General features: G+C 43.9%; 10 protein-coding genes. 4 read left to right on the forward strand and 6 right to left on the reverse strand.

Annotation, left to right across the window (positions count from 1 at the left end):
* Nucleotides 1-84: 84 nt before the first annotated feature.
* The gene (gene petJ, locus WA1_RS48770; RefSeq protein ID WP_017742328.1) at nucleotides 85-423 is read right to left on the reverse strand and encodes a cytochrome c6 PetJ; all 339 of its coding nucleotides are present in this window, start codon (nucleotides 421-423) and stop codon (nucleotides 85-87) included.
* A 217-nt stretch (nucleotides 424-640) separates the two neighbouring features.
* Here petJ and WA1_RS48775 point away from each other — a divergent pair, with 217 nt between their 5' ends.
* Entirely contained in the window at nucleotides 641-1,048 is a 408-nt protein-coding gene (locus WA1_RS48775; RefSeq protein ID WP_017742327.1) for a hypothetical protein, read from the forward strand.
* A gap of 179 nt (nucleotides 1,049-1,227) precedes the next feature.
* On the opposite strand, the gene WA1_RS61130 is transcribed toward WA1_RS48775, so the two are convergent.
* The gene (locus WA1_RS61130; RefSeq protein ID WP_017742326.1) at nucleotides 1,228-1,356 is read right to left on the reverse strand and encodes a hypothetical protein; all 129 of its coding nucleotides are present in this window, start codon (nucleotides 1,354-1,356) and stop codon (nucleotides 1,228-1,230) included.
* Nucleotides 1,353-1,559, reverse strand: coding sequence for a type II toxin-antitoxin system HicB family antitoxin (locus tag WA1_RS48780; RefSeq protein ID WP_017742325.1), 207 nt, complete (start codon nucleotides 1,557-1,559; stop codon nucleotides 1,353-1,355). The genes WA1_RS61130 and WA1_RS48780 overlap by 4 nt, the downstream gene beginning before the upstream one ends.
* Nucleotides 1,560-2,001: 442 nt before the next feature.
* Here WA1_RS48780 and WA1_RS48785 point away from each other — a divergent pair, with 442 nt between their 5' ends.
* From WA1_RS48785 to WA1_RS48795, 3 genes are all read left to right on the forward strand, one after another.
* On the forward strand, nucleotides 2,002-2,994 hold the full coding sequence (locus tag WA1_RS48785; protein WP_017742324.1) for an RNA ligase family protein: 993 nt from the start codon (nucleotides 2,002-2,004) through the stop codon (nucleotides 2,992-2,994).
* A gap of 196 nt (nucleotides 2,995-3,190) precedes the next feature.
* Nucleotides 3,191-4,393: an AAA family ATPase gene (locus WA1_RS48790; protein WP_017742323.1), complete on the forward strand. Its 1,203-nt coding sequence runs from the start codon at nucleotides 3,191-3,193 to the stop codon at nucleotides 4,391-4,393.
* 97 nt (nucleotides 4,394-4,490) lie between these two features.
* A complete protein-coding gene (locus WA1_RS48795) occupies nucleotides 4,491-5,705 on the forward strand; it encodes an AAA family ATPase (protein WP_017742322.1) in 1,215 nt (404 codons plus the stop codon).
* Nucleotides 5,706-5,875: 170 nt separating this feature from the next.
* On the opposite strand, the gene WA1_RS48800 is transcribed toward WA1_RS48795, so the two are convergent.
* The 3 genes from WA1_RS48800 to WA1_RS48810 all read right to left on the reverse strand — a co-directional run bounded on the left by WA1_RS48800 (nucleotide 5,876) and on the right by WA1_RS48810 (nucleotide 24,032).
* The gene (locus WA1_RS48800; RefSeq protein WP_017742320.1) at nucleotides 5,876-15,814 is read right to left on the reverse strand and encodes a Tc toxin subunit A-related protein; all 9,939 of its coding nucleotides are present in this window, start codon (nucleotides 15,812-15,814) and stop codon (nucleotides 5,876-5,878) included.
* 62 nt (nucleotides 15,815-15,876) lie between these two features.
* Nucleotides 15,877-16,422 (reverse strand): hypothetical protein, encoded by a 546-nt coding sequence (locus WA1_RS48805; RefSeq protein ID WP_017742319.1) that lies wholly within the window; start codon nucleotides 16,420-16,422, stop codon nucleotides 15,877-15,879.
* Nucleotides 16,419-24,032 (reverse strand): SpvB/TcaC N-terminal domain-containing protein, encoded by a 7,614-nt coding sequence (locus tag WA1_RS48810; protein WP_017742318.1) that lies wholly within the window; start codon nucleotides 24,030-24,032, stop codon nucleotides 16,419-16,421. Before WA1_RS48810 ends, WA1_RS48805 begins: the two co-directional genes overlap by 4 nt.
* Nucleotide 24,033 lies beyond the last annotated feature (1 nt).

The following is a 24,033-nucleotide window of genomic DNA, read 5'->3' on the forward strand; positions in this document are numbered from 1 at the left end:
GAAAAACCCAATGCCCAATGCCCCTTGCCCCTTGCCCATTTTTATATGTCTTGGTATACGCAGTTCATGATGGGTACTGAGATTTTACTTCCATTCCTTATTATTAGCTTCGTCTAGCACATATGCTGCTACATCTTCAATTTCCTCAGGTTTCAAACGACCTTTGAAGGCAGGCATTGCATTTTTACCCTTTGTGACTTGGGCAATGATGGCGTCAGGTGAGTTCATCTCGTACTTGTCTAAGGCATCTTTCTTCAAGCTTTTCTGAGCTTGAACTAAGTTCTTACCACCCGCATGACAAGAAGCACAATTGGCGTTAAAGATTTTGGCTCCCTTGACGGTATCAGATGCCAAAGCAGGACGGTTGAAAGCAAAAGTAAATATTGCTATAGCCAGCAACAGCACTGCAACAAATTTTTTCATCCTTTGTCTCCTCTACAAACAGGCGCATTCTAGAAAATCCTTCATAATTCTCTGGTGCATGGTTTATGCCGTCAAAAGACAACCTGTCAAACTTGGCTTGTTGTTGCAATAGCAGTGCAATAACAAGTTACTGAAAAGTGACCTTGGGGAGTAATTTCGGTTTAAGATTTGTTGTGAGAGAACTTTAGCTCCATTATTTAAAGACACTTAGCAATCAATGGGACAGTATGAACGCCTAATTCTCATGGCAGAGGATGAACTGACGCAGTACAGTACCGATGCTCGTAAAATCGAAAAACTTCGGCAGAAGATTGGTCTTTCTGTTTCCGCAAAAGAACAACAAGAGGTCAAAAAAGTACTGCTTGCTGAAATGCCCTCCGATCCGATTTCTCAACTAGTGGAAACGCAGCGTCAGGCTGTGGCGCTACCTTTCTGGGGTATTGCCGGTCTAGGACTGCTGCTGGGAATTTCTTTTATGCAACCTTTAGACTTGATTGCTACCGTAATTGGTACGGCGATCGCTATCCGTGTGCAAAAGTGGGGCTGGCGGTTGCAAGCTAAACGTTTGGTATTACAAACACTGGAGGATATTGAAGAGCGAATTCGGAAAGAGCGATCTGCATGATAACGTGCGATCGCTTCACTGAGGAGTGATTGTAAGATAAAGCTATCCACAGAAGAGAAAATTCTCTTAACTTGGATAGGTCTGTGACATTTAACATGAAAGCATCAACTTGAACACAACTTCACGTCGCGGATCGCGGTTAACCAGCACAACGAGCAAACTAGCATCCACAATCACACTCATTGGCTCAAATGTCCCCGTTCTTCCAGATCCTCCCGACTAAGACGAATTAATTCAACTGCATCGACCAATGGTAGGCGACTAGTTAGTTCATCTAAACTTTCAAGGGCAACGTGTGGAGTCGTCACGCAACGCCAACCTCCAGATCCACGTAATATGATTCTCCTTCCTGGTTCAGTTCCTCAACAACTTCCAAGTACTCTTGAATTGCAATCTTAATATTTTCTAAAGCCTCTGCCTCCGTTTCACCTTGAGAACAACATCCACGCAAGGTAGGACACCAAACAGCGTAGCCTTCTTCAGTTTTAAGCAGTTTAACTAGATATCGCATGAGACGTTCGATTACTTTTATAACTAGAACTATATTTATTTTACTAACCTTAATTCTAAGGTGCGATCGCTCCACTAAATTTTGTCTGGTGAAAAAAAGTACCGCTTGACATTTTGTAGTATATGTATTATAAAGATATTGTACTGCATTCTACAGATACGTTGCGCGAACAGGGGTTTGTACAACTTTACGCTCGGTCAAAAAATTTTATGCATTAACGTTCCTGATGAATTATAGACTTTTCATCCTGATTCTAAGTTGTGGATAATTCACAGCGATATATCGTTGTGCTATAAAAACACTATTTTAAAATACTCTAATTCTGTGAAGAGGTGATACCAAGTTGACAAAATAATGCGACAAATAGTGGGATGAAATTGAGACGCTAGCAAAGCTTTCTCAATCCAAAATATAAAATCTAAAATCCAAAATTCTATGAGTTATGAGCATATTTAAAGTTGAGGTTGTTGAAATCAAGAGTGTTACTTCTCACCCAAATGCTGATAGACTTGACATTATAACTTTGGAAGGCATGGCGTATCAAGTCATCGGTGCAAAAGGAAACTTTAAACCTAGAGACTTTGCCTTTTACTTTCCTATAGATAGTGTGATTCCAGAAGACTATCTTGATAAATTTGGAATTCGTCCTTATTATTCCAAAAAACTTCGTGCTGCCAAACTACGGGGCATTTTTTCTGAAGGCTTGCTCATTCCTGTAGGAGCGAATTTTACAGGAAATCCTGGGGATGACTATACCGAGTATTTCGGTGTTACTAAATATGAATATCCAATTCCTCAAGGAATGCGTGGGGAAATGGAAAGCTACATTGGGCATTATAAATTTCCCAGTCCAGAAAATCTCAAGCGCTACAAAGATGTCTTAATTGAAGGTGAGGAAGTCGTAGTCACAGAAAAGCTCCATGGAACTAACTTCACAGTATTAGTAGATGCTGATGGCAATACTCATATGGGCAGCCATAACTACTTTTGGAAAAATAATGAGGTTAATAAAAATCTAGTTTATGTTCGTGCTTATCACGAGAATATTGTTTTACAAAAACTTCCACCTCTAACTCAAGTCTTTGGAGAAATCTATGGTGTCCAAGATATTAAATACGGTTTACCAAATGGCAAGATAGGGCTGGCTGTATTTGCTGTCCGTCAGGGTAAGGAGTTTCTCAATTACAGCGATTTTGTTGCTTTTTGTGAAGAATTTTCTTTACCAAGAGTACCTGTACTTTACACAGGTGCTTATAGTTGGGACGCGGTGTCGCAATTTAACAATGCCAATAGTACACTCAGCCCAGACTGTATAATGGAAGGTGTTGTTGTGCAACCTACCGTTGAAAGACACCATCCTGAAATCGGTAGGGTTGTGCTGAAGTTAATTAGCGATAGATATTTACTTCGCCATGAAGGAACAGAATTACATTAATAAGGATAAAGGATGAAGAAATATAACAACTACTTTTATAGCAATCCTAAATCATTCATGAGATAAAGAAACCCGGTATCTGAGAGATACTGGGTTTCTAAGGCTCAGTATTTTCTCGCAAATCCCATAAAATTGCTATACCAAACTCTCACGAAAAAAAAAGACATAATATTAACACTGCTGCATTATTAAAATCATGGATTTTGATTACTACAGACACCGTGAAGGCGCTCCCATTAATAATAATCGTCAAAGTTTGCTGGAAAGTGGTTGGCGACCCTTTCATCGAGAGTTAGACTGGGAGTTTGTTTGGCGTCTATTGTATAACGATACAAAAGAAATGACTCAAAAAAGTTTGAATCTTGCAAGTAGTGTTGCTGAGATTTTAGGAAGAAATAATTATACCTGGTGGGCTAACTTATTAAATGTTGTTTCTGACAATACCCGTTATGAGGTAGAAAAATTTTGGAACTATATTACACCCGATCCCCTCACACCAGATCACCGTTATAAAGATGTCTTAAGTACGGAAACACCTATTGTTCATTTCGTCAGTCGCAATAGCATACCCATTGATTACGTTTTGAATCGCCTTCAAGAAATTACTGTATTGCGGGTTTTAGATTTATTGAAATGCCCGGATATTATTACGCAGCATTATTTAGAACGAGACTTTTATTTTCCTGCAGAAAAGTTTGTCAATTGGGAACGATTGGACGTTGTCAACACTGTTTATGCTTACTGGAGCAAGTATGATGTTTGGTTGCAAATTGATGCTTACGATCGCGGTAGGCGGCAATATACTATCATGGCAAAAAATTTAGCACCACTGATTAATAAAGCAACTTACGATTTAGCAGTCATGCTCAGTGGGTATCAAAGCCGTGTCGGTAAGGTTCACAGCCAATTTCCCATTCGTAGCTTTCCACCAGATATTCAAAGTTTTACCGATGCAGTACAGCAGGCGATTCTTAACCAGAACCAGTTAGCTGTTTTGGTACATGGAGAGCCAGGGACGGGGAAAACAGCTTGGACACAAGCAGTCGCCAAAGAAATTTTGATGCCTTTAGGGTATGTGATTTTTATTTTGGATCACGATGCGATCGCCAACTTTGTCCCTCCAACGTACTTGGAAAAAATTTGTATTATCATTAATGAAGCTGATAATTTGGCACAAGACCGCGCCAGTGAAGTTGCCCAGTACAGTAATAAAACAGAACACATTTTGAGTTTATTAGATGGCACTTTATATCAAAGCGTGATTGAAGATTCAGGCATTCAAATACAACAGCAATTGGTTATTCTCATGACTTGCAATACAACAGAAAGACTAGACCCAGCTATGTTAAGGAAGGGTAGGGTAGATTTAATGTATGAGTTTATCCAGAAATTTGTCTAGTATAACAATTTGTATCCTGATGTAGTACGTTGTCTGTGAAAATAGAGAATAGTCGCTCGACAAGAAATATTTTGAAATATTAAAAAGCAAAAAAATTGTGAAAAAACAACAACTAATTTTAGAAGCACTCAACCTTTCTCCTAATGCGATCGCTTATCACATTAGCCAAGAATTAGCAGCATTTTATCCTAAAAAAGCATTATTAGAAGGAAGCGATTCTGCCTTTGATTTTGAAAAATATGCTGAAGCGAACTTTTGTAGCCTTAAATATGACACTTCCATCCACAACCAAATGACTTCCAGTTGGAATGGTATGGAAAATACAATTTATCACTGCACCGAAAATGCCAGTGTAGAAGTGACATGGGAAGGATATCAATTTGAGATTCTGCTCGTGAGTTTCCAAGATGGTTTTTGTCGAAATAAATATTATTGGATGTTAGCTGACAGCAAAGAAATTGCTGAAAGATTTTTTACAACTGTTTGTGCATGGAATACAGAAGTAAGAAGTGAAATTTTGGTATTTGAAGATGGTTATTGGTCAAAAAATCCAGACTTGTTTGACTCGATCCAGAACGCAACTTTTGAGAATTTGATTTTGTCTGGGACACTCAAGCAAGAAATTCAAGAAGATTTAGCAAGCTTTTTTGCTTCACAAGACACTTATGAAGCTTGTGGAGTCCCTTGGAAACGTGGGATTTTATTTATTGGCTCTCCAGGAAATGGTAAGACTCATGCGGTCAAAGCTTTGATCAATAAAATGCAGCAACCATGTCTATACGTTAAAAGCTTAAAATCGCAGTACGATAATTCCCACCACAGTATTCGTGACGTTTTTCAGAGAGCGCGACAGACTGCACCCTGCATTCTGGTTTTAGAAGACCTTGATTCCTTAGTAGAAGCAGAAAATCGTTCATTTTTCTTGAATGAACTAGATGGTTTTGCTGCCAATACGGGAATTGTCATTTTGGCGACAACCAACTATCCAGATCGTATAGATTCAGCGATTTTGGAACGCCCCAGTCGCTTTGACCGCAAATATTACTTTGAATTACCTGCTTTGACAGAACGCACGGCATATCTCAGCTTGTGGAACGACAAATTTAAAGAAGCAATGCGTTTGTCAGAAACAGTCATCACTCAAATTGCTGAGATGACAGATGGCTTTTCCTTTGCGTACCTCAAAGAACTTGTTCTCTCATCAATGATGCATTGGATGGGAGCAATGGAAACGGGTGGTATGGATAAGAGTATGATTTTGCAAGTTGCTGTTTTGCGAAAGCAAATGAGCAGCAACAATTCAGAAGAGTAGAATGCAAGTTAATCGCACAAGTGATGGTCTTCCCGATCAACATTGACGCTATTTTTCAAATAGTCCTGTTCAGCTAGTACCAATGATCTAGCTCTGGATACAGGGTAAGTTTTATCAGAAAGATTAAGAGGTGATTTTGGCACTCGCTTATTGCCAGAATCCCAAAGCATTTACAGCATCTTGTACCAACAGAATAAATAGGTATCCGTCACATCACTGATATCTATCGGAAATCTGAATACACCCAAATCCTGAGGGTTAGACGTAATGAGTGATTCAAAGTCAATTTCCAGCACACCATGGAAAAGTCCTGGCCAATTAGCATTAGCTATACAAACAATACTGTACACATCGCGATCGCATTTTTCTTCTTTTATTTGACCAACACGCTGCCCAACTAAAAATTCAACGATGTGGTGTACACTTGGATCGGCTCCGGGTGCTTCAAAAAATATTTCCAACTTTTGTACGCCAATCTTTTTATTTCCGGTTATGTACGGGAACATATTCCTACTCAGTCGAATACCCAATTCCTTAGGCATTAACTTAGATGTAACACCTACAAATGAGTGCCAAGTATCGGGAAACTCACGTTTCACATCGAAGAAACGCACACCTCCACCTGGCAAATTTTTCTGAGCGCATTCGTTAGCTGCTTTGCGAAGATTTTCTCCACCTTCGCGTGCCATAAAGTTCACGTGTAGTACTACGTCACTGAGTGTCTCCATGTCAAAATGGTTGTTTTCTAATGGTAGTTCTATTTGCCAACGGCTGACTGCACCTGAGAACTCAAATGGCAAATAACGTTCATCGCGGAAATTGAGTTCAAACATCCCAGAGTCATTTTGTCCGGTGGATGTTGCGATCGCTTCCGTTGCAGCATACATCGACACAATACGGGGATCTTCAGGCATCGCTTGATAACCATTTTTCCATCGTTCGTCGTCACAACAGGGATGAGGTAGATCGATGAGTCTTGGATCTACACGGGTTTTGCTGCTCAACAAAGTCAGGCGACAGTGTACTCCAGTGTAAGGTCCTACAACACATGGAATCGTCATTGTTACGTTCTTGATCCGTCGCATATAATGCCCTGGATAATCAAGATCGAACATCCATTCAGGGATTTCAATCTCGCAACAGCCAGTTATTTTGAGTTGCAGGAATGCCATCGGAAAATGCAAGCGCAGAGAAATATGCTTGGTTAATTCATACTCGCGAACATTTTCATCGTAGTAAGCTTTTTCCATATGACGGAGGGCTAATTGTAGGCGATCACCACACAAGAGTCCTTCGTGGAGGTTGTCCCAAATTTCTGCTGGAATAAATTGTCGAGCGGTGTGTCCGCGCTCAAAATTGAAAGCGCGTTGAGCTTGTCGGGCGCAGTGCAATGCCAATTCATACATCTGATAATGCATTGCTGCTGTTTCCTGTTGCATCCATAGGTAGAGTGCGTGGTTGGTGAACTTGTCGCGTAAGAAGTCGTGTACTTCCATCGCGTTCTCGATTTGTTGCTGATGGTTATTTAATTCACGTAGCGCAATGTCACGTTGTCTCTCAGCTGCCAGGATTTGCCGCTCAATTTGCTCAATTTCAATGGTGAGCACGTCTACCTGATGTTTCCATTCTTGTTCGCGGCGTTCCCAACCAGCTTTTGTCAATCCTAAAGATGCAACCGTATTAAGAATATCTGCAACTGTAGTGGCAATCGTGCCAGATGCAGAAAAAATCATGCTCAATTTTTTGCCCGGTGGCAGCGTGATAAAGTTCGTAGGAAAGCCGACATTTGGATCGGGAATTAAATTCATTGCCTGACCGATCGCTTCTGAAATATTACCAGCAGTTCTGACCGTATTTGAGCTAATAGTCAGTGGTTCGTATTGTGCTTCTCCGCCAATCAGCCCAAAAGCAATCAAATTTTTGTAATATTGTAGGTTTGTCTGGGCGATTTGCTTGGTCTTGCGTAAAGCCTGTACTTGCCAGTCTGCCTCTCGCCACTGGTTCTGCCGCACTTCCAGCAATAAATTGAGCAACTGCCGCTCGTGCATTGCCCGCATGGTAGACAGATATTCAGCATCTCCTTTTTCATAAGCGGCTAGCAAAGCACTGCCAAAGGCACGCACGTCACCTGCCATTTCCAGCGCCTTTTGTAGTAGGACTATAAAACGATAAGGACTTTGTAGTAAACACCATTCACCTTCGTCAGCACAAACCTCACGGGTAGTTTTCCAGCAATCCCGAAGATCGCTATTGCCAAAATAGGGCATATCAAGGTTTGGACGACCGTTCTTTAGGCGTTTTGCGTTCAGACAAGTGTGAATTAATATTAGTCGATCGCTGACACTTGTGTACAAGCACATCAGCCGTGAGTTGATAGGCGCACATTTGGGTTGAAAACGTGCAACGATGAATGAGCCTAATGTTAGATCTTTTGTCAATACTGTAATCGGTGTATTTCCTAAGATCTTAGCTGCTGTGTCAAATATTAAACGTGCTTGCTGGAATGCCTCTGGCGTGTTTTTTCGCATTAAGGCATCACCCCACTGTAGCAAAGTTTCCAAGTAGTGCAGCAGAATTGCTCGCTCCTTCACCTCAGGATCGGAAACCGGATCGCTAGGGCAACAACATTCTTCGGTTGGTTGAATGACCTCTGCTTCGATTGGAACTGCTCCTGGAATATTGGGATCTTCACCTTCCTGGTCATCAGGTGGGCAAATATGCCAGGTATTGTCATTCAGCAATGGGTTGTAAACTAGTTCGTACCATTTCAAGGCTGCTTCAAAGCGACAATGCGATCGCAGATGACCCGCTACTGCGATGGCTGGGCTAAACATTGAGGGTGGCAATAATGGCGCACCAGGGTCAAACCAGGCAAAGAAGGGAAAGGCGGCTAATCCACCAACGGGGGCTGGTGCAAGAGGTATCACAACTTCTGGTACTACGACAGCTTCGTCAGGAGCGAGATCGTAACGGAATCCAGGGGGAGGGGAAGGTAGGGGTGCTGGTGCTGGAAGTAGTGGTGGGGCTGGAAAACCGACTGGGGCTTCACCACCTACAATCTCAAAAAGAAGCGAGTCACCACTGCGTCCTGAGAAGACTAATTGCGGTGTCATATCCTTTTGAATTCGCACTCCTTTATCGGATTGGCGAGGTTGTTGGAACTCGCCATTATGGACGCGACACCAACGCAGATGTACCATTGGCTTTGAATTCCAATGCAATAACCCTGGTAATTTGTTTGGGCGATGCCAGTCGGTTTGTGGGTCACCAACAATATTTTGCTGTGGATCGTCAGCGATCGCACCCCACTCAGCTATTTGTTCTATCGCACCTTCTTTCGCATCGTATTCTTTAGCATCATAATATCGTGTTTCTTCAATCCAGAAGTAATACTCATCCATCAGTGCTGGATGCACTTTACCACAGACGCTACAGCAAGCTGAAGATTCCGAGACACCACATTTTGGTTTAAAGGTTGTTGTTGCTGGTGGTATGCCAGCTGCTGCTATCCTGATAAATTTTGTACCTAAGCGAACAGCTGCTTGCAGCCACATCGGTAGGCTTGCACTGTTAGGTTGTTGGGGATTAATAACAGCAAAAAGAACTGGTTCCTCAGATGGTTGGTTACCTGGTGGTTGACTTGAGCCATCCTCTGGTGGTTGTTCTCGTTCAGTGGTATTTAAAGGAGCCAACCAAGTCGGACGAGCATGGCGATCGGGCGTACCCATCAAGCCCAGTCCCTCCGGTGCAGGGTTTAGGAGTTGCATGGTTGCTGGTTCGCGGTGCTGGAGAAGAGTTATTCCTGGGTGAGTGGGCGGACGCGAACCGTTCCAATAAGTCAGTCCTCCAGGTACTGGCATTGTTAAAGCAGCGCGACGCAGTTCAGATTCTAAAAATTGGAATGCTTCTGTTTGCTTTGCTGCTTGCAACTCATCCCATTCTATCCAGTTTTCCCGGTAAATGAGTCGCCGTTTGCAGGCTTCCCAATCGCGGAAAGTAGCAAAATGCCGCTCCCATACCAGAATAAAATCTGGCAACACCACAAACTCAGGTTCCAAACCCAATCGGGCGCGTTGAACAAACAGGTGAATAGCACTAACTGCTTCTTCGATACGGCTGGCTTTTTGGCAAAGTCCCACTTCTACATCAAGTAGTAGCAATTCGCTTAAGTGTTTTGCTTCTGTGGCGAACCCACCCCAGGGAAGGGATACTCGGTTGAGGTGTGTTAGATAAGCTACTAATGCTGCTCGTCCCCGTTGGCGCAACCCGTCATTTAAGCATTTAATTTCTTTATAGCGATGCGGTTCGCCGTTTTCGATGCAACCATTGCGATAAAACTGGGTCAGGTTAGCATTACCAGATTCCGTAGTTCCAAAAGCAGTCTCTGGTACAGATGGGTCATCAGAAGCCCAGAGATCGGGTCGAGCTTCGCGGATATTTTTGGGATAAAACCGCTTCAATAATGCACGAATCCATTTTTCTGACTGCCAAACTCGCACCGCCCAGCGATCGTCTTCTAACTCGGAAGAGGTGACCGGAAAAGCCTGATAATATTGTAACACTAAAGTAGTGTGCTTTAAATCGATTCCCAAATGGCGGATTAAATCAGCAGGGTTATCGGGATGCAATTCAGCAGATTCATGGAACAAAAGCCAGTCTGGTTGTTCTAGCGATCGCTCAGTTTCGCGGCGCATCAACGTGTAGTCAAACAGACGTTCCCACCAGTCAAACATCGCCTGCTGGCGTTGAGGTGTTGGTGCTACCCGTTGGTCTTGTGCTAAAGGTGGTGCCAGATAGTTGTCGAGTACGGGTAGGAAATTCAAATCGAAGTTGGCTTTGTGTGTTGCGAATGCACCACCACTGCGATAGTAGGCTTGTCCGGCAAAATTAATTGGGTGAGCGAGCATATAGCCCAGTTCCGATTGTCCGCCGTCAGAAATCCGTTGTGCTGAGAGATGCAAGCGACTGACAAACAGCATAGCTTTGAACGCACGCTGATAGGTACGCCGAATGTCACGTATTGTACTGGTGTAATGAATAGTCAAGAAATTTTGCGCTGCACCGACCAATTCGATGCCCTGTAGTAACGTAGCGTTTTTTCTATCTTGGAACAGTTTGTCATGAGGTATTGCCAACCAGTTCATACCAGCATCCGGACCATTGTACTTGAGTTGAAAACCCGTGGTTTGCGGGCAAACATCTTCTGGTCCATCAAAGAACAATGGTTTGCGCTCCAGTTCAATCTTTAGTTCGTAAAAACCTTTTTTCAGTACAATGGAATGAGAACAATCTGCTGGTGCTTCTTCATTTGGCCAATCATGAGCGAGTAACACCCAGGTTTTTTGACCGCGTTTCAAGATAACGCGCCAACGGTGGGATTGGTCTGCTTTTTCAAAATCAGGGACTTCTCCGGTTGGGGTAGGTGCTCCAGCACTAAACCCATACCGACCTTCACATTCAATTAACAGAAGACCCTGCCATTGCAGTGAAAATGGCTCAGCCCCGCCCAAAGTTGCACCATTCGTATTCGCCATAGCAAAACCATTCCGCACGGCAGCAAAGCGCAGTTGCTCTGGTGAGAAGGTGAAATCCATTGAAGGTAGGATAGTTGGAATCGGAGCATTCGAGGCATTTTCTTCCGCTCCAAAAGCATCTACACCACCGCGTACTTCACGCCAAAGTAGAGTTTGGTTAGCATCAAAGTAATTAGCTAACATTCCCGTGCCAGTTAGCCCTAACAATGCAGCAAATGCTCCTCCATTTGGTTGTGGTTGCCAGGTGACAGGAGGGGTTTGACCGTTGTCATTTTCCCAAGGTGCAGTTGCTAAATTCTCATCAGCCCAGAGGTTTTTTAGTATCAGTTTTGCTAAATCCCTACCCTCCGGATTGGGACTATTAGTGACATCAGCTGTATGAGCTGCTAAATGTTCTACAACGATCTGACAGCGCTGGTAAAACTGCTCGAACTCTTTCTGGAACCATCTCCAGCGTTTGTTCTCATCTGGTTCTTGAATCAGTTGTTCTTCTGCTTCACCAAAGTTGTTAAAGAGAAATGCAAAATGTGCCAGATCTACACGCGGTAGAAAGTACAAATCGCGCACAGCAATTTGTTCGGGGTCTTCCAGTTGCCGGATACGACTGAGTTTAGCCAACACGGCTTCGTCAGTGAGCGGAATTTGTGTCCACAACTCCTGTGTTATTGCATCGTATGGCAAAGGACCACCCGGTGGTGTATTCCACATTAAGATAGGAGTAGACAGCAGTGGTACTCGGTATTGTCGCTGTGCGGTGCTGACCGCGATACCGCTATCTGCTAATACCGATGGGAAAAAATGTTGCCCTAGTGAAAGCCACTGATTATTTCCAGGCGGGGGGACAAAGCCAAACTCGTCTTGCAAAGTAGTTTCCATTCGCGCCCAAGTCCACTGTTCGGCAGATTCAGCACTCACTTCAACTGCCATCAGTTTTTGACGCAACGCCCAAAGGGAATTCTGTTCTTCATCATCCGGTAAACTCAAAGGAAAGTCTTTAGCTTCGTTAGCGGTTTGCAATGGGAAAGGGTCATTGCCTTGCAAGTGTTCGTTACTCGTAAATAGGAACAGCAATTCCCCAACACCAAATTCAGAAGCATAGATTTTTGCCAAAATTTCGGCAAAACGAAGGGTGTGGGTTGGGTGGGCGTGCCAGGTATCGGTAGGAGTGTTGGGGTCAAAACCCGCTAATGCTGACAGCGAATCTAGATTGTCCATCAGCAATTTGATAAACTCTGGTCCTCGGCAACGACAGTGATAGGTATGAATAGAATATTGCTGTATTTGGTAGAGTAAATGTTCTATTGCCCAGTTCCGCTTTGTTGCCCCTAAAACCCAAAATGCCAGTAAGTGGAGTCGCTCGGCACCAGTCGTACCATCAACAGGTAGCGTGCCATCAGTCAGTGACAGTTGAAAATCATCTCGGAATATCTGAAACGCTACCAACTGCCGGATAAAATTTGGGTTGACATTTGTCCCATCAAATAATTCAAGCACATCGCAGATATCGCGCAATTCCGTAAATGTGTATCGAGCGTTCGGTATAGCCTGTAATTTGCGCCACAGGCGGATGAAAATTGCCAACCGTTTGAGAGCTTCTACAGGATCTTCAGGATCTTCAAATTCAATGACGTACTTATCTAAACAACATGGCTCGCAATCAGGAAAACCTTCCCGGCTGTTTTGCAAGGTAAATTTTACAAACTCAGATTTCCATAACTCGATAAATTCGCAGTAAGTCAAACAAGTACGTTTTAAAAATTCAGACACGTGGATAACAATATCTATCCATGATGTTTCGTCTTCGGGTTGTTCTGAAATAAAACCATAGATGGTGTGCAGTGAAATCTCACCCTCGTCTTCCTCTCCACTGGCAATATTGTTTTGGAATAGCACTGTATATTCATCTGGTGAAATCTTGAGATATTCAAGAGCTATTTCGATACGAACTGGATAACGCCACAAATAGCTCTGAAATTCATCAGGTTCATTTGTAGGATCGAGCACAAATTCGGTAATTACTTTGCGAAAGCGGCGCATGGTATCAAAACGACTTGTACCTAACTGCTCTAGATAGGTACGCGAGACATCTAACGGTTGTGAATAGGGAAGTAAGCATGAAGAGAAATCATTTTTTAATTTATCGTAGGCAGTTTGTTCGGCAGTGGGTACTGCGGGCGTGGAGTGTTCGGGTAATGCCTCAAATAATGTTACCGGGTCGTGTTGAAAAGCACCCGTAGGATCGATTGCCGAAGTTAATTCATGTCCGCCTACCGCGTTAGTTGCTGTGTTGTAAACTATACCAGAATCAACGTCATTGGCAACCATGTGCTCCAGCGATTCATTCACGAGATCGATTAAGGGTAACGGTACTTCTAAATTAGCTTTTGTGACTAACAAGTTACCTAACAGTCCTCGACGCTCTGCCAATAGAGTTGCTAAAGTTGGATTGGCATTTTCAGGTAGTGGGCGATCGCAAGTAGATTCTGGGGATACCTGTAGCAGCTCGTGCAGATAAGCGACTGGACCGAGGGGAGACAGGTGAGCGGGTGGAATGCAATTGATGATTGAACCATCGGGGTTGACAGGTTTAAAACCGACCGTACCTGGGGGCGTATCGGATACAGAGATAGCAGCATTTTCCCAGATAACTGTAGCATAATCATAAGCAACCGAACCAGTTAATGCTTCTTTAAAGTCTGTTGGATTAGATAACTTTTCAATGGCGTTCCGACTCGTAAAACCTCGCGCCCAAAGCGCCTCCATGACGGAAAACTGTATCTCTATAGGTGTAATACCATTTGTCAAATTAATAACACCCTGAATGCAGGTTAACCACTCGATAAATTGCTGTTGCGTTTCTGGCTCGCCGGGAAATATGCCATTTACGGTAGTTGCCAATTGGGCTGCATCCCATTCACTGAACGAAAATCCTCCAGGGTAATTAGCTAACAATTGGTCTAATGGATTACCTGGCGAACGACCGATCTGGGGAACAGTATTGCTTGTAGGGGTGGGCGGCGGATCGAATACATTGGCAACATCAAAAAATTTACGCACATGGCGAATAAAGGCTTGAGTGCGTTCTTCTGTTGTACCCGGTTTCGTAAACTCTGGGAGTAATATGGGATTTGAGTTCAGCAAAGCTTCCCAGTCACCGTTAGTTTTGGCAGCCAGGTCGTTTATGTTACTGACACTAAAGGGAGGAGCTTTAATAGCGGCTTCTAAAGGTGCATATGCTTTGGTAATGGCACAAAGGATTAAATTAAGATGCCCAGTGGTATTGGCAGGAGATAATGCCTCCCAAAACGTATTGATATCTGCTTCAGTGACACCTAACCAATCGCCGACCAATCCATGTACGGGAGTGGCAGGAGTCACGACACATTCTGGTGTTCCCATTTCGGTTGCCGAACCTAAAGCTCGTAACCGCCGTGCTGCTTGATAACGATTGACCTCTGCTGGTTCGGTTAGTACTTGGTCATCGATCGCTTGCTCAATATTACCTATAGTTTGTGCTTCAGCATCAAGTGCCACCATCTTAAAACGTTCTTCCCGCTTCACTTGTGGCGGTAAGACAGCAGTGAGAGCATAAAAATAAGCTGCTGGAACCAAAAAAACAGGGTCTAATGCTGCTCCTGAGGCTTTCAGAATGACTTTTGCTTGTCCATTCAGAGGGTTAAGAAACACGGGGAAGTGATAGCCCACTCGTGTTGCTAATCTGCTTTGGTCTTCACACCAAATCGCTGCCGAGAGTGAGAAAATGAAGTTTGTCAGGCGATCGGCTTCTGTATTGTGGCGGGTGTAGTAAGTGAGTAAATCACCCTCGAAGATTCTGCGATCGCGCTCATCGTCACTGTTGACACCTTGTGGACCGGTATATATTTGTTCCAGCGTTTGCTTGGGTACTGGAAGCGGATATGCCATGCGATCCCAAATAATTTCATAGGCAATGTGGCGACATTCGGCAAGAGTTAGATCGCCAATCCTTTCTGTGCTACCCGGTTCCGCATTCAGTACCTCTGCCACAGCTGTTCGCAAATTATCAAAATTAGGGGCTGTGCCATCTTCTGGCAGAATGAGGGTTGGGTTAGTTTGCCCAGAAGATGGTAATGCTAGATGCAAGCTAGTAGGCTGTAGCCCTGGGAAATCGTTTGGGTTGGCTGGGATAGGAGCAGGGGCAACAGGGACATTGTAGTAAACTGGTTTGTGGGCAATTTCGCTGCCACCTCGGGTAATTTCCAGACGTATATCAACGTCTCGATATTCCCCACCTACTGGGGGATCGGGGATTTGAATGACAGCTGTTGCTACTGCCTGTGGCTGTAATCCATCTAAGGGGTTATCTGGAAATGCGTAGTGCTGAACAATCCGAGTATTGGGATCGAGAGGTGGTGGTAAGGTTCCTAATGGGTTGGGGGGTAATGGTAAATACTGTGCTTGACCAATCAGCGATCCAGTTAGGTTATTGAACGATATATCCAAAGCCTCAATAGTGAGATCGTTCAAGTAACTCGTAAAATCATCACCAGGGATAGGTTCTACTGGGTGCAAGCGAATAACAAGTAGGGACGGCATAGGATTCTCCTTGTTCAAGGTGCGACAGCTAGTGATAAATCAATCCATAAATTAATTTATTCTTATGGCAATTTGCTTCTCAACTGGAGCCAATTATTTAACTCCGGATAATTCTCAAGTAAATTATTGTTAGCTAATCCCTCAAAAACCGCTAGTTGATTTTTGAGGTCTCGTAATGCTCGTATCCTTTCAATAGTCAGATCCATCCATCTATTAGCATCCTCAGTAGCTTGCTCGATAGATAAAGGTAATCCCGCTATAAACCACTGAACAATCCGACTAAGATCGAGTACAACATCTCCACGAACAACGCCAAATTTTCCTATGAAATAAGCCCTTAAATTCATAGATGAAAGGGACAATGCCATTTTTTCGCGGGAGTCTGCTGTTTGCTCAAGATAGTCATAGATATGAACAGCAACCTTAGCCCAATTCAAATCATTCTTCACTCGTGCATTGAGTGAAGCTGCCTCAGCTAATCCCAGCCAGTTGAAATGGCTTGGTACCTCTAGCTGATGTTGCAAAACTTGCTCAAACCAGTTTTGCACTTCCATAGGCTCTTGTTGAGCCAAATAATTTAGTAATTGAGTAGCACCAGAATTATTCATTTAGGAAACTCGATTCCAAATTTTTTGAAAAATGTTCTTCCAATCTCTAATATGCTTGTATTTGTTGCTTCATCTACTCCATAAAGGAAATGTCCACTGCGTGGTGTAATTTCTGTTCCAAAACGTACTCCTCCACCTACTGCAATATCAGCTTCACCGGCGGCAAGTACAGGTTTTCCACTAGTGATTACAGCATGAGAAATTTCCTGCCCTTCAACGGTGTGTGGAACGGTCAATAGCTCTCCCTCTTCAGAAACAGCCCATTTTATTCTTCCTGAATTTGCTATTTCCTCAAAACCAGGATCTGATGGTCTTACAGGTCTAACACCTAAGCTTTGTGCTACTTCCAGTTCTTGTGCAAGTAGCTCAGACTGTTGATTGGGAAAAGATCTTGGTGCTATGTTTAAGACACCTCTACCACCGTATTTGCTATAGGCATCAGCAAGTCGTTTTTCCGCCTGTGGGAGGAAATCTTGCCAGATTTTTAGAGGTGGTGGTGGTGGTACTGGCGGTTTTCCGAAAACGTTATCCCACCCAAAACCACCTGGCGGTGGTTTTGCAGGACCAAAGAGTACTCGAGATCCCGCTCCAAACAATCCTCCTAACACTAATCCTCCACCTATTCCGAAAAGAGTGCGCTCACCGTAGTCGGAAGCAGAACTCATTTCACCGCGAAATAGATCCGATACAAGAAGATCTGCTGGTGCTCCTACTCCACTGACGACTCCACCTCCCATACCTGCAAGGATTTTCGAGCCAGTACCTTTGAGAATTATATTTGCAGCACTACCCCCAGTAAACCATGATGCACCAATTACAGCAGTCCGAGTTGCAAACTCAAATTCAGAGATACTCGGCTTAGCGTTACGCGCCTGTTCTTCATTTTCTGGTGCATTGGCATCGCTAACAATTGTTAAGGATGCTATTGCTACAATACCTGCTACTGCAAACCAAATAATACCTCCATCAGGATCTAACGCAATTAATGGTCGATTTTCAACATATTGATATGATTGATCGAATCTTTGCCCCCCTTGCCCAGAAACAATTGCTGGGTCAACACTCGTCCATCGTGCCAACCATGGTGCGTAATATCTTACCCCATGATAGTACAGTCCACTTTCTTCATCCCGCTCTTTACCTGTGTAGCGATAACGTTTTAACCCGACTTCTGCGGCACTTCTACTGGACTGATAGGATGTGCTACCAAAGGGATAGTACTCTTCATAGGAAATGATTGAACCTTGAACATCCAATTCTAGTGTTGCAGAACTGAGGTGGTTACTGAGTTGGAAGCGGATGAGTTGAATGAGCGAACCATCATTACCCTGAGTGCGGGTTTCAATTACAGCAATACGCTGTTTGTCATCCAAAATGTGTAGTGTTTCACGTTCTAGTGTAACTGTTTCTCCACTTCCGTCATATTCTCGATAGACCTCAACTCCATCCAGATAAAACCGCTCTTTTTGACAAGTCCCATTTTGTCGCTCAATCACTTTGCGAACTCGTTTTCCTGCTGCATCATACACATAGTAAGCAGTGCCACCACCACCTAAATCTACTCGTTGCAACTGGTCTTTAAAGTCCCAATTCATCTCTGCTAAATGCGGCATAGCAATCATATTGCCATGTGCATCATAGGTGTATTGCTCGTGAATTGTTCCTGCTACCGTAGTTCCTACTGTTGTGCTGGTTAAACGATTATTTTGGGGGATTTCGTTTGGTTCGTCGTAAGCGTAAGTGCGCTTCCAAGCAACTGCTCCAGTACACTCTGTTGAATTAGATAAACTTCCTAAATAATGGATAACTTGCTCAATATTACCAACAGCATCATATTGATATTCTTCACTGTAACGACGCATCGCTTGCCCATCGTTAGGATGGGGCAAATTCACCCAAAATTTGTCATCCCAGGTAGGTTGAGGTGTAGTGACTTGTCCAATATGTTCGCGTCCATCTGCAGCAATTAACTGATAGATTGCGTCGTAAACATAGTTGGCTGTTGGTGAAACAACCTGGTTATTAAAATAGATATCTTGTTGAGCGTTATCGATAATTTGGGTAATATTGCCAGATGGGTCGTAGGTATACCGCAAATCTTGCAATCGCGCGCGCTCTGTTGAACGAGTTGTTAATAAATGAATTAGCCGAAATGTTTTTGGATCGTATTCATAACTGGTTTGTGTATTGTTACCATATTCAATAATTTCTCGTTGACCTTTTTCGTTGTAATTAATATTTTTTACAAAAGCTGTCCAGATGGCTTCATTATTTTCCTGTTTACCCTGCAAATTAGCATCGATCGCATTCAATAAATTCGCTTCGTTATAAGTGGGTCGAATCACACTCCGGTCTGGTGTAGTCAATATGACAGGACGGTTGAGAGCATCATAAGTGGTACTGCTGCTAAAGGAGCCACTTTCCAATTCAGGAAATTCCAACCAGTCAACATCATCTTTGTAGTTCTGTAAGAACTGGCGACGAGCACTTAACAAATTCCCTTTGAAGTCATAATTTTCACTAGTAACAATACCTGCCCCATCAAACTGTTGATAAGCTTTTCCTCGCAAATTGAGTTGGATGTCATTTGGCTGTTCTTCACCGTAGACAATCTGTTCTGCCAATCGTGTTACTAAATTTTTATACACGTATAACCGTGTTGGACGGCGCAGAGCATCATACTGATGGTGCAGTCTATGCCCTCGACTATCCCAGCCATAAATAGACTTACCCATGACATCGTTGAGTATCCACCGTTCGCCTGCATCCATACTCACCTGATGAATCCGCCCACCCAGTATGTCATAGTCATAGGTCATGACATTGCGCCCACGGGCATCCATTACAGATCGCTGATTGCCTTCAATATCCAGTTCAACACGAGTTTCATATTTACCTGCATCGCCATTATCGGCGATCGTCAAAAACGTGCGTCCCAGCGAATCTAAATGAGCAACTGTTGGAGTGCTAGCGTGCTTGGCTGCTTTCTTTGCAGCTGATTTTTCAGCAGTGCGAATTTGGGCATTTTCAGGATAAGCACGTCCTTCCCGATCCACATCAGACCATTCTTTTAAAGCCTTTGTTGGATCGGTGCGTAAGTTATACCAGGTTGGTAAATAATCTGTTTCTGGCAACCGCTCAAAAAAGCTACCGACATCCTCATCCGTTTTTGGATCGGCTATTAACACCGTATCATTTACATCCCAAGTAGTTTGCTGCCAAGGATCGAACACAACCTTTTCAAAGGTGTGATTGGGATGGAGTGTTGCGACAACCCGTTCCGCCGGATCGTAAAACAAAATAGGCGTCACCCCAGCCATCACCATTTCTGGTTCTGATTCATACAAATGAGTCGAACTGAAAAAGGGTTCGTATTGTTTGATGGATTTGCCTTTGTTGTTATAAACTGTGCGCCCATTTCCTACCCAACGAGGATCGGTTGATGCCAATTTGGGCTTACCATTTTCTAAAATTAATTTGCCAGGTCTATCGGGATTATCTGTATTCGATTCTCGTTGTGGTGCATTTCCCGGTTCTGCCTGTACTTTTGTCTGCACTTCCCGCCCAAAGCCATCGGAATAAACAAACGTCACTTGAACGGGAGAATCTATTCCTTCGGATGAATTGACGTGTTGTTCGCGAGCAATAGTTGCTGCAAACACAGGTTGACCCGAATTCTGAAAGCGATGTAAATCGTAAATGGTGCGGGTTGTTGCATTACCCAAAAGCTGCTGTGCTCTTGCTCTTGGCTGTTGCAGAAAAGCTTGCAGTTGTTCGTCACTTAAATCTGTAGCAAACCCATCCAATGAATCACCACTATCTGACTCACCTTCAAGAACTTTACCCAAGATCGCACTACCCGCCACCATTCCCAGGATATCGAACACAACTTCAGCCCGGTTTTGGTTTGGGTCAATCGTGACCTTGGGCTGCATTACGCGGTAGTCATGCTCGGCTTTGACTTCATTGCTGACAGCATCACGAGTTGTTGTCACTAGCAGATCGTAACTGTCATATTCAACCTTTGTGCTATTTTGGAAGGGGTCTTCAAAGCGATGGGGTAGGAAAAAGTGCTCTTGGGCAAGGGCTAATTCCTGGGAAGAACTTGCATTGAGTTCTGGATGATGAAAAACTCGCCCAGATGGAATCCACCAGTTAGAATCATCTTCGCTGTGAATATAGCCACCTTCAGTCAGCATTTCATCCGTGACGCGATCGCCATACACCTGTGCTAGCAAATCGCTTGTAAATGCCAACTTGTAACTTTCGTAAGGCAATGCGAGTGATTCCAGCACGCCCAGTGGAAGAGCATTCGAGAGGTCGTTCTTGCGATAAAGCGTTCGTACTTTTTCAATCAATCGTTTCTGCAAACTGCCATCTGGTTGCATTTGGTACTCCAGAGGAGTAGCCGTTTGAACTGCGTGCAATAGATCGACTAACGAGGGGCGATCGCTCTCACAATACCCATGTCCCGTTAGCTCGTAACTGTGGGATTCATAGGGTAGTGGTGTGCGATAATCATCGTCTTCTTGGACTGCATTGGTGAATCGATTCTCGTTATAAATAACCAGCGTTTGGGTTTGTTTGACTCGCTCTTCAGAATCTTGTAACAATGAATGACGCCGTCCATATCCGATCTCTACAGACTTCAAAACATTGCCATATTCATCAACCTGTAAGATGACCTGATGACCGACACGCGGATCGACTGGATTGCGCTCGTATTGGTAATTGATTGTCTCGCGTGGATGGACAAAGAAAACTGCGTGACGATTTACACTCTTTGACTGCACTCGCTCGATCGTGTAATTCTGCTCTGAAACACTGTAGGGATGCTGACTTTTCTCTGTTTCATCATCAGCATAAATCTCTTGTCGCAAGATAGACCCTTTCAACGCTCGACACGCTTCTCGCTCTTCTTCCAACGTCAAACCTTTTGGCAATAGCGTATCTGGTAGTAGTGTCGCTAGGACATCTCCCTGGTAATACTCACGAACAAACAAGTGCGAAATTTTGTCCCGTTCGAGATATGCTCCATTGTGAAACCAAGTCTTGGTATGGATAGGTGGAACAAAAGAAGCTACATCCAGATTAGTAGTGTCAGATGATACCTCTCCAGATTGAATTGTTCCAATCTCCTCTGTATCCCACTGCTCCACCATACCAAAGCCACGAAATTCTCGCTCCACGCCATCGAAGTAACCGTGGTGATAGGCGTAACGAGTCACAAAGCGATTGCGGCTGATGCGATCGTAAGTCTCCACTCGCTCCACCACATGCACCGGGAAAGGCAATTTTGTAATCCAAGGCTGACCCGCCAACTTGTCTTGCAAGTAGAACTTAGTAGAAGGTGCATACTGCACAACAGTTTCTGCACCTAAGTTGTTTGCTGTCTTAATCAACAGGTGAGGCTTTTGTCCACCCATCAAATCGATATACCGCATGACACGGGTTGTACTTCCCAGTAATGGCGAAGACCACACCAAACAAGCTGTCCCATTCCCTAACAAGTCAAGCGCAGTTACCGAAACAATACTATCGATCGCAGGAAAACCTTTCAAAACTCGCTTTGCTGCCCAACTGTTCCCCGACTGATTGAAATAGACTTGTACCCCTTCTCCACTCAGGTACAGAATATCCGTTGTCCCAGAACCATCAATATCCGCCAACACAATCCGACGTCGATCGAACAAATCGGGTGCATCAAACCAGGGGGCATTATCCATGGTCACTTTTGCCCCAAACCGTCCATAGCCCAAGTTAGACCAATAACATACCTCCCCGTTACGAATTCGCACAATATCCGTCAGCCCATCCCCCGACATATCCGCCAAGTAAATTGACTGAGTACTGTCAAAAAACACGATACGAGGTCCTTTCTCCTCATCCCAAGGTTGATGTACCCGTTCTGCTGCTCCAAACCCATCTTCTGCTAAGGATGGATGCCAAACAAAACAATCATCTTCTGTAATTAGAATGTCGCTGCGTCCATCTCCATCAAGATCGATAAACTTCAAATTCGGGTTATCCCAATCCACTTTAGGTAAAGACTTAAAGGCAATAAATGGTTCCCAACTTTCCTCATGAGTCCGTTCGTAAAAACCGGGAGTTGGACTGCGTAAAGCTACCAAGTCAAGTTGACCATCCCCTGCTAGATCGAGAAATTGTGCGCCATTATTGAGAGCGATCGCAGGTTGACTGAGGACTAACTCAACTGGAGCAAAGAGTGCTTCAATATGCTTAGAACCATCAATTTGGATGGTATTCACTGGGCTGAGATTGCGCTTATAAAACCAACTATTACCTTGCTCGGTCAAAATCCCCGACAATCCTTCTCCATCCAAATCGACCCACTGATACCGCACGCCATCCATCCCTTGGGGCAGATTTTCTAGACTGGCTGGCTCGACTTCACGTACCTTCTCATCAATATTAGCTTCACTGTAAGTAAATTCCACAGGAGGTAAAGATTTCTGAATATAACCGCCTTCAGGATTTCGTTTGTATCCCGTCTGCGTTACTGAAAGTAATAATGAGTAAATAGGATTGCGGGCATTGGTAGGATTTTGTTCGTAGGAATAAGTAAAGTCTAGCGATCGCACCAAACAATCTCGCCCAACATTTGCTTCATTCGGAAAGTGATGAAACATCAACACTCTTTGGCAAAGGCGATAGGTGCGAACTTCAAAACCAGCCCGACAAGAGGAAAACGGATCGTTGCGAATTGACCACTCTCCAGAGTCATCCGGTTTGGGGTTACTTAAATCGTGTTCTCCGTAGTCAAATACCACTTCAAACAGCCAATCTGTCACTGCGACATTAGGCTGAAGCAGACGAGAAACTTGATTTCCATATTTAATTCGCTTCAGATAACGGTTGGCAGAACGACTTTCTGAGGTACGATTGTGTTCGCGTGCTTGTGCTGTATCCACACCCTGCGAATTTTCTGCCTTGTATTCGTAGGTGATGGCATTACCCTTATCATCGTAGCTTTCACAAATCAGCCAGCTAAAAATATGCGTTGGTTCGCTAGGGTTGGCAATGCGGCTTTCTGTGGTCTTGCCGTACAGCGTCGTAATGTTATCTTTGGAGAGCGCTCGCCAGTGAATTTCTCCCGAATCTAATTTTGTCCAGCGTTCAATTCGTGCAAATAGTCCCTCAATCCGAGGACGGTACTTGCGAATACAATACCCATCCCGCAGAGTTTCATCCACCGTCCCATCAGTTTTCAGCACTGGTACCAAATCTTCTGCACCAGAGAGAATAAAGACATCAGACTCCTCTAAATCTTGATAGCGGGGCAAACCTTTATCTGTTTTGCGTGTAATTGAAGGGAGGGACAAGTTCCAACCAAAACCAAATACGCCATTACCAGCACCCGAATCATAAGAAAGCGAAAGCTGGGGAGCAAATTCAGAGCGACTGGGAGTAGTAGCTATAGGCACACTCACGGAGCCAGTTCCAGTCACGGGGTTGGCTGCAAACTTTTCACCCATACCTTTAATAGCACCGCCCCCCTTGGGTAAAGAGACAGCCTGGGGAGGTGCAAAATAGTTTTTATCCTGCTCTGTAGTTTGGTTTTTATCATTTTGGCTTGGGCGATCGAGCATA

This window comes from Scytonema hofmannii PCC 7110, assembly GCF_000346485.2.
In the GTDB taxonomy this organism is placed as follows: Bacteria; Cyanobacteriota; Cyanobacteriia; order Cyanobacteriales; family Nostocaceae; genus Scytonema; species Scytonema hofmannii.

Bases quoted from the DNA above. Each gene is read 5' to 3' on its own strand.
- WA1_RS48810 (WP_017742318.1), bottom strand. From the start codon at position 24,032: ATGCTCGATCGCCCAAGCCAAAATGATAAAAACCAAACTACAGAGCAG.
- WA1_RS48780 (WP_017742325.1), bottom strand. From the start codon at position 1,559: ATGCGATATCTAGTTAAACTGCTTAAAACTGAAGAAGGCTACGCTGTT.
- WA1_RS48790 (WP_017742323.1), top strand. From the start codon at position 3,191: ATGGATTTTGATTACTACAGACACCGTGAAGGCGCTCCCATTAATAAT.
- WA1_RS48775 (WP_017742327.1), top strand. From the start codon at position 641: ATGGGACAGTATGAACGCCTAATTCTCATGGCAGAGGATGAACTGACG.
- WA1_RS48805 (WP_017742319.1), bottom strand. From the start codon at position 16,422: ATGAATAATTCTGGTGCTACTCAATTACTAAATTATTTGGCTCAACAA.
- petJ (WP_017742328.1), bottom strand. From the start codon at position 423: ATGAAAAAATTTGTTGCAGTGCTGTTGCTGGCTATAGCAATATTTACT.
- WA1_RS48800 (WP_017742320.1), bottom strand. From the start codon at position 15,814: ATGCCGTCCCTACTTGTTATTCGCTTGCACCCAGTAGAACCTATCCCT.
- WA1_RS48785 (WP_017742324.1), top strand. From the start codon at position 2,002: ATGAGCATATTTAAAGTTGAGGTTGTTGAAATCAAGAGTGTTACTTCT.